Annotated in this window: 18 protein-coding genes; 12 read left to right on the top strand and 6 right to left on the bottom strand. The window is 42.2% G+C overall.

Annotation, left to right across the window (positions count from 1 at the left end):
• Positions 1-119: 119 nt before the first annotated feature.
• From M3197_RS12850 to M3197_RS12830, 5 genes are read left to right on the top strand one after another with little or no spacing between them, the layout of a single operon-like run.
• Positions 120-1,136: an ABC transporter substrate-binding protein gene (locus M3197_RS12850; RefSeq protein WP_251661982.1), complete on the top strand. Its 1,017-nt coding sequence runs from the start codon at positions 120-122 to the stop codon at positions 1,134-1,136.
• A 16-nt stretch (positions 1,137-1,152) separates the two neighbouring features.
• Positions 1,153-2,160, top strand: a complete 1,008-nt coding sequence (locus tag M3197_RS12845; protein WP_251661981.1) for a FecCD family ABC transporter permease — start codon at positions 1,153-1,155, stop codon at positions 2,158-2,160.
• Positions 2,153-3,184 (top strand): FecCD family ABC transporter permease, encoded by a 1,032-nt coding sequence (locus M3197_RS12840; RefSeq protein WP_432814001.1) that lies wholly within the window; start codon positions 2,153-2,155, stop codon positions 3,182-3,184. Before M3197_RS12845 ends, M3197_RS12840 begins: the two co-directional genes overlap by 8 nt.
• A 32-nt stretch (positions 3,185-3,216) precedes the next feature.
• A complete protein-coding gene (locus tag M3197_RS12835; RefSeq protein ID WP_251661980.1) occupies positions 3,217-4,059 on the top strand; it encodes an alpha/beta hydrolase in 843 nt (280 codons plus the stop codon).
• Between the two features lie 20 nt (positions 4,060-4,079).
• Positions 4,080-4,862: an ABC transporter ATP-binding protein gene (locus M3197_RS12830; protein ID WP_251661979.1), complete on the top strand. Its 783-nt coding sequence runs from the start codon at positions 4,080-4,082 to the stop codon at positions 4,860-4,862.
• Between the two features lie 297 nt (positions 4,863-5,159).
• Here M3197_RS12830 and gnd read toward each other — a convergent pair whose 3' ends face one another.
• From gnd to zwf, 3 genes are read right to left on the bottom strand one after another with little or no spacing between them, the layout of a single operon-like run.
• Entirely contained in the window at positions 5,160-6,575 is a 1,416-nt protein-coding gene (gnd, locus tag M3197_RS12825) for an NADP-dependent phosphogluconate dehydrogenase (protein WP_251661978.1), read from the bottom strand.
• Positions 6,576-6,589: 14 nt separating this feature from the next.
• On the bottom strand, positions 6,590-7,945 hold the full coding sequence (locus M3197_RS12820; protein ID WP_251661977.1) for a glucose-6-phosphate isomerase: 1,356 nt from the start codon (positions 7,943-7,945) through the stop codon (positions 6,590-6,592).
• 36 nt (positions 7,946-7,981) lie between these two features.
• Entirely contained in the window at positions 7,982-9,484 is a 1,503-nt protein-coding gene (gene zwf, locus M3197_RS12815) for a glucose-6-phosphate dehydrogenase (RefSeq protein ID WP_251661976.1), read from the bottom strand.
• Between the two features lie 411 nt (positions 9,485-9,895).
• Here zwf and hxlA point away from each other — a divergent pair, with 411 nt between their 5' ends.
• From hxlA to M3197_RS12795, 4 genes are all read left to right on the top strand, one after another.
• Positions 9,896-10,537: a 3-hexulose-6-phosphate synthase gene (hxlA, locus tag M3197_RS12810; protein ID WP_251661975.1), complete on the top strand. Its 642-nt coding sequence runs from the start codon at positions 9,896-9,898 to the stop codon at positions 10,535-10,537.
• 1 nt (position 10,538) lies between these two features.
• Positions 10,539-11,093, top strand: a complete 555-nt coding sequence (hxlB, locus tag M3197_RS12805) for a 6-phospho-3-hexuloisomerase (RefSeq protein ID WP_251661974.1) — start codon at positions 10,539-10,541, stop codon at positions 11,091-11,093.
• Between the two features lie 149 nt (positions 11,094-11,242).
• The gene (locus tag M3197_RS12800) at positions 11,243-11,860 is read left to right on the top strand and encodes a cyclase family protein (RefSeq protein ID WP_251661973.1); all 618 of its coding nucleotides are present in this window, start codon (positions 11,243-11,245) and stop codon (positions 11,858-11,860) included.
• Between the two features lie 47 nt (positions 11,861-11,907).
• Positions 11,908-12,720, top strand: coding sequence for a Cof-type HAD-IIB family hydrolase (locus M3197_RS12795; protein ID WP_251661972.1), 813 nt, complete (start codon positions 11,908-11,910; stop codon positions 12,718-12,720).
• Between the two features lie 29 nt (positions 12,721-12,749).
• On the opposite strand, the gene M3197_RS12790 is transcribed toward M3197_RS12795, so the two are convergent.
• The gene (locus M3197_RS12790) at positions 12,750-13,769 is read right to left on the bottom strand and encodes a Gfo/Idh/MocA family protein (RefSeq protein ID WP_251661971.1); all 1,020 of its coding nucleotides are present in this window, start codon (positions 13,767-13,769) and stop codon (positions 12,750-12,752) included.
• A 188-nt stretch (positions 13,770-13,957) separates the two neighbouring features.
• Here M3197_RS12790 and M3197_RS12785 point away from each other — a divergent pair, with 188 nt between their 5' ends.
• Positions 13,958-14,323, top strand: a complete 366-nt coding sequence (locus M3197_RS12785; protein ID WP_251661970.1) for a winged helix-turn-helix transcriptional regulator — start codon at positions 13,958-13,960, stop codon at positions 14,321-14,323.
• Between the two features lie 132 nt (positions 14,324-14,455).
• Here the strand turns inward: M3197_RS12785 and M3197_RS12780 are convergent, their stop codons facing one another.
• Together M3197_RS12780 and M3197_RS12775 are read right to left on the bottom strand one after the other, a co-directional pair.
• Positions 14,456-14,719, bottom strand: coding sequence for a hypothetical protein (locus M3197_RS12780; RefSeq protein WP_251661969.1), 264 nt, complete (start codon positions 14,717-14,719; stop codon positions 14,456-14,458).
• A 42-nt stretch (positions 14,720-14,761) separates the two neighbouring features.
• A complete protein-coding gene (locus M3197_RS12775) occupies positions 14,762-15,202 on the bottom strand; it encodes a hypothetical protein (RefSeq protein WP_251661968.1) in 441 nt (146 codons plus the stop codon).
• A 67-nt stretch (positions 15,203-15,269) separates the two neighbouring features.
• On the opposite strand from M3197_RS12775, the gene M3197_RS12770 reads away from it, so the two are divergent.
• Positions 15,270-15,617, top strand: coding sequence for a hypothetical protein (locus M3197_RS12770; RefSeq protein ID WP_251661967.1), 348 nt, complete (start codon positions 15,270-15,272; stop codon positions 15,615-15,617).
• A 219-nt stretch (positions 15,618-15,836) separates the two neighbouring features.
• Entirely contained in the window at positions 15,837-16,523 is a 687-nt protein-coding gene (locus M3197_RS12765; RefSeq protein ID WP_251661966.1) for an N-acetylmannosamine-6-phosphate 2-epimerase, read from the top strand.
• The last annotated feature ends 34 nt before the right edge of the window (positions 16,524-16,557 follow it).

Here is a 16,557-nt window from a genome sequence, read left to right as displayed (position 1 = left end):
ATTATTTGAAAATTTCGCTTGTAACTGCAAACTGCCTCTGCTATATTATTAATGATAATGATAATCGTTATCAATTGACTAGGCCTAGTTGAATAACATACGTAGGGAGAGAATGACAGATGAACAAAAAGTATTGGCTAATGGCAGTGAGTGCACTGTTAGCATTGAGTTTAAGTGCTTGCTCAGAGAAAGATGATAATGAGGCTTCGGGAGATACAGAAAAAGCAAATGCTGAAGAAGTGAGCACTGATGCGAGTGATACTGATAAAGAAGACGCAGCAGATGAGAACACGACAGAACAAACGATAACGTATTTAGGTGAAGACTATGTATTGCCTGCTAAAGTGGATAACATTGTTGCAGCAAGTCTGGAGTCAATGGAAGACGCAGCGATTCTCGGCGTAAAGCCTGTTGGTGTCTTAGCCATCGGGGAAGCGATTCCAGAATACTTGGCAAGTGAACTTAAAGGAGCTTCACTCGTTGGTGACAAATTCGCACCAAACAACGAAGCCATCTTAGCTCTCAATCCGGATGTCATTCTAGGCTCATCGAAACATGGTGAAGATGTAGTTGCAGCTATGAATAAAATTCAAACGATGATTCCGTACTCTCATTTATCTGAGAACTGGGAAGAGAACTTACAGCTGTTAGGGAAACTTACAGGCAAGGAATCCAAAGCGGACGAAATTATCGCAGATTACAATGCTAAAGCTGCAGATGCAAAAGAGAAAATTGGAGATTCGTTGAAAGATAAGACTGTTTTAGTGTTGCGCATTCGTCAAGGAAGTCTCGCTGTGTATTCGGAAGAGACCTATTTAAATTCTGTCCTCTACACAGACTTAGGGTTGCAAGTACCTGAGATTGTAACTAACACAAAAGGTCAAGGGGAACTATCGCTTGAAGCGTTGGCAGATATCAATCCAGATTATATCTTCTTACAGTTTGAAGATAGTGAGAATGCAGATAACCTAACTGCGAAGGATGATTTACTTGCAAATCCTATCTTTAAGAGCATTACCGCTGCGAAAGAAGATCACGTATTTGTGAATACAGTTGCTCCACTTGCGCAAGGTGGAACAGCATGGTCTAAAGTTAGATTCCTAGATGCTGCTATTAAAAATCTAGTAAGTGAGTAAGGTGTGAACACATAAAATGAAAAAGACAAATTGGATAGCGATTAGTATTTTAAGTGTGTCCCCACTATTCATAGTACTAGCCATTGTCTTATCCGTTTTATATGGCGTGAAAGATATAACTGTACTCACGATATGGCAAGCGATTACGCAATTTGATGGAGATAATGTGGACCACAACATTATCATGACATCGCGATTACCGCGCGTAATCGCTGCTTTATTTGTAGGGGCATTTTTAGCGGTTTCGGGTGCTATCATGCAAGGGATCACCCGGAACTATCTTGCCTCCCCATCCATTATGGGTGTAAATGACGGATCGACATTTGCTATAACTATCGCAATCGTGTTTTTCCCCGGCTTATCAAACTACCAAATGATTCTCTTATCCATGCTGGGTTCTGCCATTGGAGCTGGTATTGTATTTGGTTTTGGAATGCTGATTCGAGATGGTCTGTCGCCAGTTCGATTGGCAATTATCGGTACAGTTATTGGTTCTTTTTTAAGCAGTGTAGCTGCAGCAATCGCTATGCGCTTTCAAGTGTCCCAGAGTATCAGCTTCTGGTATAACTCAAAAATACATAAAGTAGATCCGAGCATGCTCTTAATGGCAATTCCATTTGGATTGTTAGGGTTGCTATTGGCAATGAGTGTAGCTAAGTCAGTAACAATTGCCTCTCTTGGTGAAGAAATAGCTATCAATTTAGGGCAGCGGACAAAATGGGTGAAAATAATTAGTATGTTGTCTGTTGTGATATTGACGGGGACTGCCGTTGCATTAGTCGGGAAAATTGGATTCATTGGCTTGATCATCCCACATATGACAAGATTCATTGTTGGTGTGGATTATCGCTATGTCATTCCCTGTGCGGCCGTTATTGGGGCTGTATTTTTAGCATTGAGTGACGTAATCAGCCGGTATATTAACTTTCCTTTTGAAACGCCAGTCGGTGTCGTCACCGCCATTATCGGCGTTCCAGTCTTCCTTTACTTAATACGCACGAGAGGAGGAGAACAGCGTGACTAAAAAAGTCTTCTCCCGTTTTACTCTTATGATGTCTATCTTTATCTTGCTCACATTCGTGGCTTTCTATTTTCATGTGACAAATGGCATTTTTGACATGTCTGTTCGGGATGTTTGCAAGACAATTTTACGCATAAATCCGAACGAAAAGTATGACTTAGTTATTTTTCAATTTCGGTTGCCGCGTATTGTCATTGCAGGATTGGTGGGAATTGGTCTAGGGATTGCTGGAACTGTGATTCAAGGGGTTACCAAAAATGGCCTGGCAGATCCCGGAATATTGGGCATCAATGCCGGAGCGGGTGCTTCTATCGTGATCTTTATGTATTTTTTCCAGATGTCATCCATTACTTCTACACAATCCAATTTCACTTCCATCCTGATGATGCCGATTTTTGGATTTGTAGGTGGCGCGCTCGCTGCAACACTGATCTATTTGTTCTCATGGCGCAACGGTGTACTGGATATGCAACGACTGATTCTGTCCGGAATCGCAATTAGCAGTGGGTTTGGTGCGTTGTCGCTTTATATCTCACTTAAGATGAATGCACAAGACTATGAAATGGCTGCTGTTTGGATTTCAGGAAGTATTTACAATGCCAATTGGACATTTGTCTCTTCGATGTTGCCATGGATCGTCATTTTTGGGGCTATCATTTATAAAAAAAGTCCGTTATTGGATTACTTCCAATTAGAAGAGTCTACCGCCAAAAGCCTAGGTATTAAAGTAGAAAAGGAAAAGTCGATTCTATTGTTAAGCAGTATTGGCTTAGTAAGTGCTTGTGTTTCCGTTTCAGGTGGCATCGGGTTCATTGGCTTAATGGCTCCTCACATTGCAAAGCAACTCGTAGGCATACAGCACAAATATGTGTTGCCGATGAGTGCAGTCATTGGAATGTTTTTACTTATTATTTCGGATTACATTGCAAAAACAGTGTTTGCTCCTTCTGAATTATCCGTTGGGATTGTTGTCTCCATCATCGGAATTCCTTACTTTTTATATTTGCTCGTGAAACTGAAAGTATAAAGGTTTTAATACAAAGAAAAGAGGGCTTATAGATGATTGAAAAAGTAACATTAGACCACACGGAATATTGGAAGTTGGACTCAAAGGTGATGAAGTATGTATTTGATATTAAAGTATCCATTCCAAGTGTTGCGCCTCCTAAAGAGGGATTCCCTATTATTTATATGATGGATGGAAATTCACACTTTCAATATGGGCGAGACGTAGTACGATTACAGTCCAGAAATGCACCGAAGACCTTTGTTGCTCCTGCAATTGTCGTGGGAATTGGCCATCATGGAACTGACAAAGAGGTCTCTAAACAAAGATTTCACGACTTCACACCTTTTGCTGAGCACTATAGTTATCCGGATCGTTTGAAGGAGAAGGGGGTTGAGCTTGGGCCACATGGTGGGGCAGAGATGCTTCTTGACTTTATCGGACAAGAATTAATGCCGGAAATTTCACGAAGATATGCAGTCAATCCAGCATGTCAAACCTTATTTGGTCACTCATTGGGAGGGCTATTTGTACTTTACACATTGTTTACCCGCTCACAATTATTCACAACTTACTTAGCGTGTAGCCCGTCGATTTGGTGGAATGATCATGAAATTTTTTATTATGAGAAAGAATTTTATGAAAGAAATGCATTGGATGCACCTAAAAACTTGTTCATTATTGTGGGCGGAGAAGAAGGCTTTATGGTGGACGATGCAAAAGAATTAGTTTCTGAAATGGATTTAAAAAAAGTAGACTCCTTGCATACAGCTTTTTATATCGCGCCTGAAGAAAATCATGGTTCTGTGGTGCCGACAATTATGAGCAGAGCAATCCGTTTCAGTAATGGAGTTATCCCGAACTCAGAAGTCCCAACTAGACAGACGCAGAGATAAAGACGAAAGGACGATGAAGGATGCAAGAGTTAATCGTAGACCGTGCAGCTATTGGCTATTCCAATGCACTTATTATTGAAGAGCTAAGCCTTTCCATTCCTAAAAACAAAATCACGACGATAATAGGTCCTAATGGATGCGGGAAATCGACGTTACTGAAAGCCGTCGCTAGAATCCTAAAAATGAAAAGCGGTGCAGTATACCTAGATGGAGATGCAATTCATCGTCTGGATACAAAAGAAGTTGCGAAAAAGATGGCAATTCTCCCGCAAACCGCAAATGCACCTGGTGGGTTAAAAGTCTATGAGCTTGTTTCATATGGCCGCTTCCCCCATCAAAAGAGAATAGGCTCACTTAAAAAAGAGGATTACGCAGCGATTGATCGTGCCATAGAGGTAACGGGTTTAAACGAATTTAAAGATCGACCCATTGAAGCGTTATCTGGAGGTCAGCGTCAAAGAGTTTGGATTGCTATGGCACTTGCTCAAGAAACAGAAATTTTAGTGTTGGATGAACCAACGACTTACCTGGATATGGCGCACCAACTCGATATATTACTTCTGTTAAAGCGTCTCAATGAGGAGGAAGGACGAACAATTATTATGGTTCTCCATGACCTTAACCATGCATCTAGATTTTCTGATTATATGATTGCGATGAAAGACGGAGAGCTAATAACAGAAGGATCGCCTGAAGATGTAATGACGTGCTCAAATTTACAGCAAGTATTTAATATCGATGCAAGTATTGTAAAATGTCCATTCAGTGAGAATCCAATCTGCTTATCGTATCAACTCTCTTAAGAAAGTTCTTTGGTATCTTTCGAGATGTTGATGCAAACGCAGTGAACAAAGCGAAACAATATAGTACAACAGAAGCGTATGGGCATGGAATTGTGACATCACATAACGATATTTCTAAAGAGAGAAACCGGGAATTGGTGAAGCATTTGTATACTGTGAAGAGTTAAGCTTTTTATATGATTTAGCTATTTAAAACACCAACATTCCATTCGGGATGTTGGTGTTTTGCTAGTTAATAAGTTATTCAATTAGATTGGTTAGGTAACGTGGAATCCTGTCTTCACTCTAGGGTACTGTTTATTTCTTGGACCAATCCGTATGGAATGCCCCATCTTTATCTACTCGTTCATACGTATGTGCTCCAAAATAATCGCGCTGTGCCTGGATTAGATTAGCTGGCAGTGTCGCCGTCCGATAACTATCATAATAAGCAAGAGCGCTAGAGAATGCGGGAGTTGGGATACCTTGTTGAATCGCAAGGCTAAGTACTTCACGAAGTGCTGACTGATATTCGCCAACAATTTTCGTGAAATATGGGTCTACCAATAAGTTTGGCAACTCTGGATTCTGATCGAATGCATCTTTAATGTTTTGGAGGAACTGCGCACGGATGATGCAACCCCCGCGGAAGATCATTGCGACCTCTCCATATGGAATGTCCCACCCGTATTGTTCAGAAGCTGCACGCATTTGAGCGAAACCTTGAGCATACGAACAGATTTTGCTCATATACAATGCTTTACGAATCGCTTCGATTAGCGCTTTACGATCTCCTGTAAACGATTCAACTTCAGGCCCTATCAGTAATTGACTCGCAGCGACACGCTCTTCTTTTATAGAAGAGATGAACCGTGCAAAGACGGACTCCGTTACGATTGGAAGTGAGATTCCTAAATCCAATGCATTTTGACTTGTCCACTTACCCGTACCTTTTTGACCGGCTTTATCTAAAATCTGATCGAGTAGCGGGTTACCCGTCTCTTCATCCAATTTACCGAAAATCTCAGAAGTGATCTCAATCAGGTAACTATTTAGTTCACCCGTGTTCCACTCTGCAAAGGTGTCATGCAATTCTTTAGGCGTCATACCGAGAGCGTGTTTCATGATGAAATATGCTTCTGAAATAAGTTGCATATCGCCATATTCAATACCGTTATGGACCATTTTTACATAATGTCCAGCCCCTTCAGGACCCATATGGGCACTACATGGAGTGCCGTCAACTTTCGCAGAAATGGCATCAAGAATGGGTTTTACTTGGTCATACGCTTCCTTAGGTCCTCCTGGCATGAGTGAAGGACCGAACCGCGCGCCCTCTTCACCACCAGAGACCCCAGTTCCAATGAAATGGATACCAGACGTTTTTAACTCGGCTGTACGCCGATTCGTATCTTCAAAAAATGTGTTGCCTCCATCGATTAAAATATCACCTGACTCGAGGTAGGGGAGGAGTGATTGGATGACCGAATCCGTCGTCTCTCCGGCTTTAACCATCATCAAGATCTTGCGTGGTGTTGCAATGGATCCAACAAACTCATCAAGAGTGGAAGCCCCAATGATATTTTTTCCTTGAGCTTCATTTGTGATGAACTCTTCTGTACGGTCTGTCCAGTAGTCATAGACTGCAACAGGGAATCCCTTACTCTCCATGTTCAAGGCCAAGTTCAACCCCATGACCCCAAGTCCGATAACACCGATTTGCTGATTGCTCATAGCCATCCTCCGTTCTAGTTTGAGTAGTTAGTAATCTCTGCTAACCGTTCTTCCAACTGTTTTCGTTCTTCGTCGTATCCTTCTTTACCAAGTAGCGCAAACATATTATTTTTGTATGCCTCAACACCCGGTTGGTCAAACGGATTCACACCAAGTAGCGTTCCGCTGATTGCACAAGCTTTTTCGAAGAAATAGACAAGCTCACCAAACGTATATTCATTCAACTCATCTAACTCGATTAGCAAATTTGGCACATCTCCATCGATATGTGCAAGTGTTGTACCGAGTGCAGCCTTTTTGTTCACTTCGTCCATCGTTTTCCCTGTTAAGAAATTCAATCCATCAATATTATTGACGTCATTTTGAATCGTTCGCTCAACGGGGGATTTCTTTATTTGCAAAGCTGTTTCGATGAACAACCGACGCCCTTCTTGGACGTATTGCCCCATAGAATGCAAGTCCGTCGTGAAGTTTACCGAGGCAGGGAAGAGACCTTTTACGTCTTTACCTTCACTTTCCCCGAAAAGTTGTTTCCACCATTCAGCTACAAAATGTAGACCAGGTTCGTAGGTCACCAATAGCTCAATGGATTTTCCTTTGCTGTTGAATATATTTCGTACCGCAGCATATTGATAACTCCCGTTTGTCGCGAGGTTGGGATCATTGTATTTGTGAAAAGCGGCTTCAGCACCTGCCATCATTTGGTCAATATCAAGACCTGCAACAGCGATTGGAAGAAGTCCGACTGGTGTTAGTACCGAATAACGCCCTCCGATATCTTCAGGAATGACGAAAGTTTCGTAGCCCTCTTCCGTAGCAAGCTTACGAAGTGCGCCTTCTGTTTTGTCCGTCGTCACGTAAATTCTCTTACGTGCCTCTTCTTCTCCGTACTTTTTCTCCATAAATTCACGAAAAATACGAAACGCCAAGGCAGGTTCAGTAGTTGTCCCTGATTTGGAAATCACATTGATGGAAATATCCTTACCATCCAACACTTGAAGAAGGTGTTCGATGTAAATGGAACTAATATTTTGTCCTGCGAAGTACACTTCCGTATTACCTTCTATCTGGTTATGGAAGGTATGGGAGAGTGCTTCAATCGCAGCCTTCGAGCCAAGATACGAACCGCCGATCCCGATGACGATCAGTGCATCCGATTGTCGTTGTATGCGTGATGCAGCTGCTTTCACCCGTTCAAACTCTTCTCTGTCGTACTCGATTGGCCAGCTAACCCATCCAAGATAATCCGATCCAGGACCACGTTGACCGTGGATTTGGTTATGAGCTTGCTTTACAAATGCACTGAAGTTATCCATTTCCGTACTTTTCATGAAGGACATTGCGTTTGTATATTCAAATGTAACTGACATGTTATTGTATCTCCTTTTATGTGAAAGGCGGTCTAATTACCACCACGTAACGTGATCATTGGCAAGTAACTGTTTTGCTTCTTTAGGTCCCGTTGACCCAGCAGCGTATGAAACTAATGGTAATCGATTTTCTTCAAATGCTTCCAATAAAGGCTGAATCCATTGCCAAGATAACTCGACTTCCTTCCAATTGGCAAAGAACGTTGCGTTGCCAAGAATGGCATCATGTAAAAGTAGTTCATAAGCTTCTGGCTGATTAAATGAATTGGTGGTGAACGTAATTGTAGAAGGTTTGAATCGATTTGTAGAAGGGTCCTTCATGTTCACTTGTAACGAAATACTTTCATTCGGACTGATTTCTAGAATTAACAAGTTCGGAGCAAGACCTTCAGGATGATAGTCTTCTAAATCTGACGGACGCTCCTTGAATTCAAACACAATCCGTGTCGATTTTTTGTCCAACCGTTTACCTGTTCGAATATAGAATGGAATGCCATTCCAAAACTCGTTGTCGATAAACAAGCGTGCAGCAATATACGTATCATTCATAGAGGAATGAGGGACACCGGGTTCTTCACGATACGCAGGAACATCGATGCCTAAGATATCGCCTTTACCGTATTGAGCGCGAATTAGATTGTCTTGCAAGTCATCTTGTTGAATCGGCCGAAGCGCTTGCATGATTTCCATCTTTTTCGTACGGATTTCTTCAGGCTGTGCTTTTGTTGGAAGATGGAGCGCAGTCATCATCACGAGCTGTAACATATGATTTTGGACCATATCGCGAATCGCACCCGCCTTGTCGTAATAAGAAGCGCGCGTTTCAACGCCAACCGTTTCACTAGCGGTAATTTGTACATTAGCAATCAGTTTGTGATTAAATAACGAATCCAATACCGGATTAACGAGGATCAATGTTTCGAGATTCTGAACCATGGGCTTACCAAGGTAATGATCGATTCTATAGATTTCATCCTCATTAAAAGCGGTTCGTAATTTTTCATTCAACTCGCGTGCAGAGGCCAAATCATTTCCGAAAGGTTTTTCTACAATAAGACGTTTCCATCCAGATGTTTGACTAACACTGCTTGTAGTTAAATTCGATGTAATGACATCGATTAGACTAGGAGCGACGGACAAGTAGAATAGGCGGTTTTCAGGGATGGTCAATTCGCGTTCCCGTTGTTCAATGAGTTCGTTCAACTTCTCATAAGACCTTATTTCTGTTGCGTCAAACGGACAGTATCGGAAGGACGATAAGAATTGTTGTAATCCTTCTTCTTTAACGGTTCCTCTTGAGTATGTTCGTAGCGATTGTTCCACCTTTGTCTGAAAAATAGCATCGGTGTATGGCGTACGCCCCAGTCCAATAACCGAAAAAACTTTTGGCATTTTGTTCTCGACATACAAATTATATAATGCAGGGAATAACTTGCGCTTGGCCAAATCACCTGTTGCGCCAAACAAAACAACTGTCATTCCTTGCGTATTTCGATCACTGTGCTCCTCTGTTTGTGAAGAGAAATTATTGAATTGCATAGGTTTCCCCTCCAATGGGTTGAATAATAATTCCGATATTTAAAAGTGCACCAGTACCTAGTATAAGAGTACCGAGTGAGAAATGTAAGTACGCAGTTTTAAAACATATAGTACAAAAAAGTATACTGTGGACAATGATGGATACTCTGAACAAAACAACGTTATCATTTTTAGGTTTTTGCGTGAACTTGTCATATACCTTTGTTGAAAAAAATAACGATAATTTTAGTTTTAAAATGCAAATCCAAAGTTGCTCCACTATATGAAGGTGAAAGGAATTTATCTACATACTTAAATACCGATAGTATACTCCTTGTCAGTATGTGATTTTAAAGTGCGTACTTCTCAAAAGAAATCTCTGGATTTACACTGAGTGAGCACTGAAAAAACACATAAAAGGAGAATGAATATATGAAATTACAATTAGCATTAGACCTTGTAGACATCCCAGGGGCAATTAAAGTCGTGAAAGAAGTTGAAGAATTTATCGATATCGTCGAAATTGGCACTCCTGTCATCAACAAGGAAGGACTCGCTGCAGTGAAAGAAGTAAAAGCGGCATTTCCTAACTTGGATGTTCTTGCAGATGTAAAAATTATGGACGCAGCAGGATATGAGGTAGGGAACGCATCAGCAGCAGGCGCGGATATTATTACTATTCTTGCTCAAGCGGAAGACTCATCCATTCGCGGTGCTGTTGAAGAAGCTAAAAAGCTTGGAAAGCAAATCCTGGTCGATATGATCGCAGTAAAAGATATCAAAACACGTGCTGCTGAGCTTGATCAGTTGGGTGCAGATTATATTTGTGTTCACACTGGATATGATCTCCAAGCAGAAGGAAAAGATTCATTTGCAGACCTCCGTACCATTAAAAGTGTTGTTAAAAATGCGAAAACAGCAATCGCTGGTGGTATTAAGCTAGAAACACTTCCAGAAGTGATCAAAGCCCAACCCGATCTTATTATTGTCGGTGGCGGAATCACTGGAAAAGAAGATAAGAAATCAGCAGCACAACAAATTAAACAGATGATCCAACAAGGAGCGCTTGTGTAAGATGAACGCAACTACTTATACACAAGAAATACTGGATGAACTGAAACGGTCTCTGTCACTAATGAAAGACACTGACGCTGAAAACTTAGTTGACACGATTCTTAGCGCAAAAAAGATATTCGTCGCTGGCGGAGGACGTTCTGGTTTTATGGCCAAAGCTTTTGTGATGCGTATGATGCATATCGGCCTTGAAGCATACGTGGTAGGAGAAACCGTAACTCCTAACTTAGAAGCCGAGGATCTTTTCATTGTAGGCTCTGGTTCAGGCGAAACAGACAGTTTAGTTTCCATGACAAAGAAAGCGAAAAACATTGGTGCGACGATTGCATCCATCACAACGAATCCGACTTCAACAATTGGAACGTTGGCAGATCATACAATCGAAATTCCTGCACAAGCGAAGGCTCTTAGTGGAAGTGGGAAATCCATTCAACCGATGGGCTCCTTGTTCGAACAGTCGCTACTCTTGTTTTACGATGCCCTCATTTTGAGTGTGATGGAAAAAAACGACTCACACTCAGAGTTCATGTTCGGTCGTCATGCGAATTTAGAATAGAAGTGTTGAATTTCCTGAGTCCAGTTATTATGGTGACTCAGGCTTTTTTTATCCGAAAAGGTGCTACCTCTAGACAGAAAGATGTCGAGTGTGCAAGGATGACGGTAGAGAGTAAATAGAACCTACTACAGAATGGGTGGTTGATGATTATGAAAATGTACGATGTGACAAGTTCAATTTACGAAGGAATGACGGTCTATAAAAACAAGCCAGAAAAGCAGCCTGAATTGAAACGGGTGACCAATGGCTATGTGACAGAAACACGCTTGGAACTGGATGTGCACACAGGTACCCACATTGATGCACCCCTTCATATGGTTGTAGAAGGGGATACTTTTGAAACACTTCCTTTAACGAATCTTGTTGGACAATGTAAAGTCATCGATGTAACAACTGTCGAGTCCGGAGTTTCTAAGACAGACTTAGAAGGATTCAACCTCCAAAAGAATGATTTTGTTTTATTGAAAACCAAAAACTCCTTTGTAGAAGACTTTGACTTTGACTTTGTTTTTCTTGCTGCTGACGGAGCAGAGTATCTAGCGCAAATCGGTATTCGCGGAATCGGCATCGATGCACTTGGGGTGGAACGAAGCCAGGAGGGACATCCCACGCACAAAACGTTATTCGCGAATGACATCATTATCATTGAAGGACTTCGTTTGAAAGATGTGGAGCAGGGAGAATACTTCATGGTTGCAGCTCCTCTTAAATTAGTCGGAACAGACGCGTCACCAGCAAGGGTGTTGTTGTTTGAAGGACTTCAATAAAAATCTGACAACCCGAGCAATTCGTTAAGCGGTAAAGGAGTAGCTTTATGTACAAATTAGTAGCGATAGACCTCGACGGGACATTGTTGACCGATCAATTGGAGATTACGCCAAACACAATCACTGCGATTCAACAGGCGATTGAAAATGGCGTAGTCGTAACACTTGCAACGGGTCGCATGTTTCCGTCAGCAAAAAAGTTTGCCGAACAACTGAACTTGAATGTCCCGCTAATTACGTATCAAGGGGCAGTCATTAAAGATGTTGAAGAAAAGAAGGTTTGGTTCAAACGCCTAGTGCCACCGGAAATCTCAGAAAGGCTCATTGAGATCGCACGGGAGCATCAGGTTCACGTCCAAGTATACCAAGACGATTTTCTTTACGTAACTGAAGACAATGAAGAGATACAGGGGTACGCCAGAGAAAGCAACGTCCCCTATACCGTCGTCGACGAATTGAGCAGCCTTGCATACAAAGGATTCACAAAAGTGTTGTTCATTGGTGAGCCGATGTATTTAGATCGCTTGCAAATCGAGCTGCATGGGGAGTTCGGTTCAGACGCACATATTGCAAAATCGAAACCTCATTATTTGGAGGTCACAAATCCTGAAGCGAATAAAGGAAATGCGTTGCTTTACTTAGCCGAGCAACTTGGAATCCAACAGTCTGAAATAATCGGAATTGGCGATAACCATAATGATTTCGAACTCATTACGACAGCTGGTTTAGGTGTAGTCATGGGAAATGGGGTTGAGGCATTGAAAAGTGTCGCTGACTACATTACCAAGACAAACAATGATGAGGGCGTGCTCCATGCACTTGAAAAATTTGTGTTGGAACCCTTGGTGGAAAGTAAATAAAAGTCAGTATTCATACGACAAGGACTGGACTAATCTAACAGATTGCCCAGTCCTTGTTTTTGTTCATTAAGATCACTTGGAAATTCCAAACCGATATCTTTCCGAATGGCATCTGCCACTTTCATCGTTGTATACGAATTGAAATACGTGTTAACATCCGATTCGATTTTATCTTGTTCGATCAAATCTACAAACTCTTGCAATTCGTAGTACATCGATGGGTAAGGCATCTGTGCGGTGAGGACTTCGATGCTGCCATCGTTATACTGGATTTCAACGTTTTCAGGAGAGGACACTTTTGTAATAAGCATCGTGCCTTTTTCTCCTTGGATTTCCCATGGCAATGCCGAATTTGAAACTTTGGAGTACATTAATACCGCATCTTTGTCCACGTATTTCAACGTAACACTCCCTGAACTATCTACGCCGGATTCCAGGAGCGTGCCCGTCGCTTTTACCTCAAGGGGTTCGCCGAACAGAGCGATCAAAGGATATAAACAGTAGACTCCTAGGTCCATCAACGCACCATTCGCAAATTTCGGATTAAACGCATTTAACACGGTGCCTTTTTTATATTGATCATACCTGGATGAATATTGACAGAAGCTTGCAAAGTATTTTCGAATCGTACCAAGTTTGTATAGATTATCTTGGATCACTTTGAAATTTGGAAGGAGTGTAGACTTCATAGCTTCCATTAACAGAACGTTATGCTTCTTCGCAGTTTCGAACATCCGTTGAACTTCAATTGAATTCGCTGCGAGAGGTTTCTCGCACAATACGTGTTTACCATTTTGCAAGAAAAGAATGGATTGCTCCGCATGAAAAGAGTTAGGAGTAGCGATATACACCGCGTCAATTTTGTCACTACTTGCCATTTCCACAAGATTTGTAAACTGATGGGGAATTCCATGTTTACTAGCAAACTCTTCTGCACGTTCACTTGTTCTGGAGTAAACAGCGGATATGTTAAGTTCATCCACATGTGTCGCCCCATCTAATAATCTTTCTGTAATCCAGTTCGTACCGACTAACCCGATTCTAACCATCGTTTCACCTCTTTTTCTAATGAATGAAAACCCGTCAGTTCCTTGAATTCCTATTACGAGCTATAGAATTTGCGAACTAGGATGGTTCCATTATAATGTGTACCAGATACAAATCAAACTACGATAGTTAAGTATACATAGTGTCAAAAAGTATACTATAGAAGATTATAAGGTTCAGGAGGGATACCGTGCCGAAATTAGGTGAGAAGAATTTTAATTGTGAAAAAGAATTAACGCTTTCGATTATCGGAGGCAAGTGGAAAATGTTAGTCCTCTGGCATTTAGGAAAAGAAGGAACAAAGCGTTTTGGTGAATTAAAGAATTTGATGCCTGGGATTACGCAACGTATGCTCGTTAACCAATTACGAGAACTTGAAGAGCATTTAATCATCCACCGCGAAGTCTATCCAGTCGTTCCGCCAAAAGTGGAGTACTCCCTAACTGAACAAGGAAGAACACTCATGCCGATTTTGGATGCGATGTATGAATGGGGAAAAACCTATATTGCAACCAATCTACAACCCACTGACGAAGAAGAACAGAGCGGAAACTGAGGAGCACGTATGAAGTGGAACGCCCGTAAACGTTATAATTGTGCGCGTAAGTGAGGACTGTGCGCGCGCAATCGGTTCAGTACCGCGCGCATTTAGAGTTGCCCCGCGCGTAAAAATTAGCCCGCGCGTAAATCAGTTGCCACCGCGCGGAAATGCCATTCGTTCGCGCGCAATCGGTTCTACACCGCGCACAAATAGGGTTGGCCCGCGCGCAAAAATTAGCCCACGCGTAAACCAGTTGCTACCGCGCGGAAATGCCGTTCGTTCGCGCGCAATCGGTTCTATACAGCGCACAAATAGAGTTGCCCCGCGCGTAAAAATCAGCCTAATCGTAAACCAGTTGCCACCGCGCGGAAATGCCGTTCGTTCGCGCGCAATCGGTATTACACCGCGCACAAATAGGGTTGCCCCGCGCGCAAAAATTAGCCCGCGCGTAAACTAGTTGCCACCGCGCGGAAATGCCATTCGTTCGCGCGTAATCAGTACTATACCGCGCACAAATAGAGTTGCCCCGCGCGCAAAAATTAGCCCGCGCGTAAACCAGTTGCTACCGCGCGGAAATGCCGTTCGTTCGCGCGCAATCGGTTCTATACCGCGCACAAATAGAGTTGCTCCGCGCGTAAAAATCATCCCGCACGTAAACAAGTTGCCACCGCGCGGAAATGCCGTTCGTTCGCGCGTAATCGGTACTATACCGCGCACAAATAGGGTTTCCCCGCGCGCAAAAATCAGCCCGCGCGTAAACCAGTTGCTACCGCGCGGTAATGCCATTCGTTCGCGCGCAATCAGTTCTATACCGCGCACAAACGCTCCAAATCCACACCCACTCTCGTCAAAGAATGAATAATAAAACCACGTTATAGTGAAACAATTAATCATTTTCATTCGTAACAGACAGTATAATGACATGTACTAAAACTCTGTTTAATAATGAGGGGGAGAATAGATGACTAATTATGAAGTGGACAGCCATGTTGGATTGGAGAAGACCTTTGAAGAAACACCGATAAAAGCGGTCTTTAAAAAGTTCGGGGTTCAAAGGGATGTATCGCTTATTTATGGAGAACCAGTTGAAGTTGGTTTGAACAAAGTAATTCCTGTTGCCAAGCTGAAGTATGCTATTGGGGGTGGAGGTGAAGGTGCTGGTGGAAGTTTCTCCGTCAAACCTGTTGGTGTGTTTGAAATCACACCAGATCACGTTACTTTCAAAACTACAAACAGTTATCGGAAGGCAGCTACAATTGGTCTGATTGTTACTGGAATAATAGGCATTCTGATCTCGCGAAAGAAATAATAGGAACTACCCTTTGCAGCGACTCCATGTTGAGTCGTTGCTTTTTTGTTTTGCTCAGGAATTAGCACTCTAAACATCACGTATTTATCATAATGACAAAACAACAATCATTAATTATGAATATTTGACAGTTAACTTTCATAAATGATATAGTGCCAATAGATTGAAAACGCTTACTAGTTATTTCTCGTTCAACGTCAAACAGCAAGGAGACTATCCATGAACAGCCAAGATTTACTGAAGCAAATACAACATTCCCTCGTTGTCTCTTGCCAGGCATTAGAGGATGAGCCGTTACACAGCTCATTCATCATGAGTAAAATGGCGCTCGCCGCAAAACTGGGTGGAGCGGTTGGCATCCGTGCAAATTCTGTAGAAGATATCCAAGCAATTAAACAAGAAGTCGATCTCCCTATTATTGGAATCATTAAGAAAGACTATCCGGACGAGGAAGTCTTCATAACTCCAACGTTTGCAGAAATATCTGCGCTAGCTGAAGAAGGCGTGAGTATTATTGCACTAGACGGTACCAAAAGAATGAGACCGGGTAACCAAACATTTGAAGAACTCCTCAGACAAGCGAAGGAAATGTTTCCTGAACAACTCTTTATGGCGGATGTTTCGACGCTGGAAGAAGGGGTGTATGCAGTAGAGGCAGGTGCGGACATTGTCGCTCCGACATTAGCAGGATACACGCCCTACTCAAAAGACGTGAAGCCATTAGAGCTTGTGAAGCAACTCGTTGAAAAAGTGAACGTGCCAGTCATTGCAGAAGGGAACTTTGATACTCCTGAAAAGGCAAAGTTAGCAATTGAACTCGGTGCTCATGCAGTTGTCGTAGGAAGCGCCATTACACGCCCTATGAACATCACAGAAAAATTTGTAACAGCAATTCATCATAAATAAGACATTCAAAACAATTAGTTAAAACAGAGGAGCG

The organism is Sporosarcina aquimarina, assembly GCF_023715615.1.
GTDB lineage: Bacteria > Bacillota > Bacilli > Bacillales_A > Planococcaceae > Sporosarcina > Sporosarcina aquimarina_A.
This window is presented reverse-complemented; position numbering and strand designations above follow the sequence as displayed.

Excerpts from the sequence above, each read along its gene's own strand:
- M3197_RS12790 (WP_251661971.1), bottom strand. The coding sequence starts at position 13,769 with ATGGTTAGAATCGGGTTAGTCGGTACGAACTGGATTACAGAAAGATTA.
- M3197_RS12770 (WP_251661967.1), top strand. The coding sequence starts at position 15,270 with ATGACTAATTATGAAGTGGACAGCCATGTTGGATTGGAGAAGACCTTT.
- M3197_RS12765 (WP_251661966.1), top strand. The coding sequence starts at position 15,837 with ATGAACAGCCAAGATTTACTGAAGCAAATACAACATTCCCTCGTTGTC.
- M3197_RS12775 (WP_251661968.1), bottom strand. The coding sequence starts at position 15,202 with ATGATTAATTGTTTCACTATAACGTGGTTTTATTATTCATTCTTTGAC.
- zwf (WP_251661976.1), bottom strand. The coding sequence starts at position 9,484 with ATGCAATTCAATAATTTCTCTTCACAAACAGAGGAGCACAGTGATCGA.
- M3197_RS12800 (WP_251661973.1), top strand. The coding sequence starts at position 11,243 with ATGAAAATGTACGATGTGACAAGTTCAATTTACGAAGGAATGACGGTC.
- M3197_RS12835 (WP_251661980.1), top strand. The coding sequence starts at position 3,217 with ATGATTGAAAAAGTAACATTAGACCACACGGAATATTGGAAGTTGGAC.
- hxlA (WP_251661975.1), top strand. The coding sequence starts at position 9,896 with ATGAAATTACAATTAGCATTAGACCTTGTAGACATCCCAGGGGCAATT.
- hxlB (WP_251661974.1), top strand. The coding sequence starts at position 10,539 with ATGAACGCAACTACTTATACACAAGAAATACTGGATGAACTGAAACGG.
- M3197_RS12795 (WP_251661972.1), top strand. The coding sequence starts at position 11,908 with ATGTACAAATTAGTAGCGATAGACCTCGACGGGACATTGTTGACCGAT.
- gnd (WP_251661978.1), bottom strand. The coding sequence starts at position 6,575 with ATGAGCAATCAGCAAATCGGTGTTATCGGACTTGGGGTCATGGGGTTG.
- M3197_RS12845 (WP_251661981.1), top strand. The coding sequence starts at position 1,153 with ATGAAAAAGACAAATTGGATAGCGATTAGTATTTTAAGTGTGTCCCCA.
- M3197_RS12830 (WP_251661979.1), top strand. The coding sequence starts at position 4,080 with ATGCAAGAGTTAATCGTAGACCGTGCAGCTATTGGCTATTCCAATGCA.
- M3197_RS12850 (WP_251661982.1), top strand. The coding sequence starts at position 120 with ATGAACAAAAAGTATTGGCTAATGGCAGTGAGTGCACTGTTAGCATTG.
- M3197_RS12820 (WP_251661977.1), bottom strand. The coding sequence starts at position 7,945 with ATGTCAGTTACATTTGAATATACAAACGCAATGTCCTTCATGAAAAGT.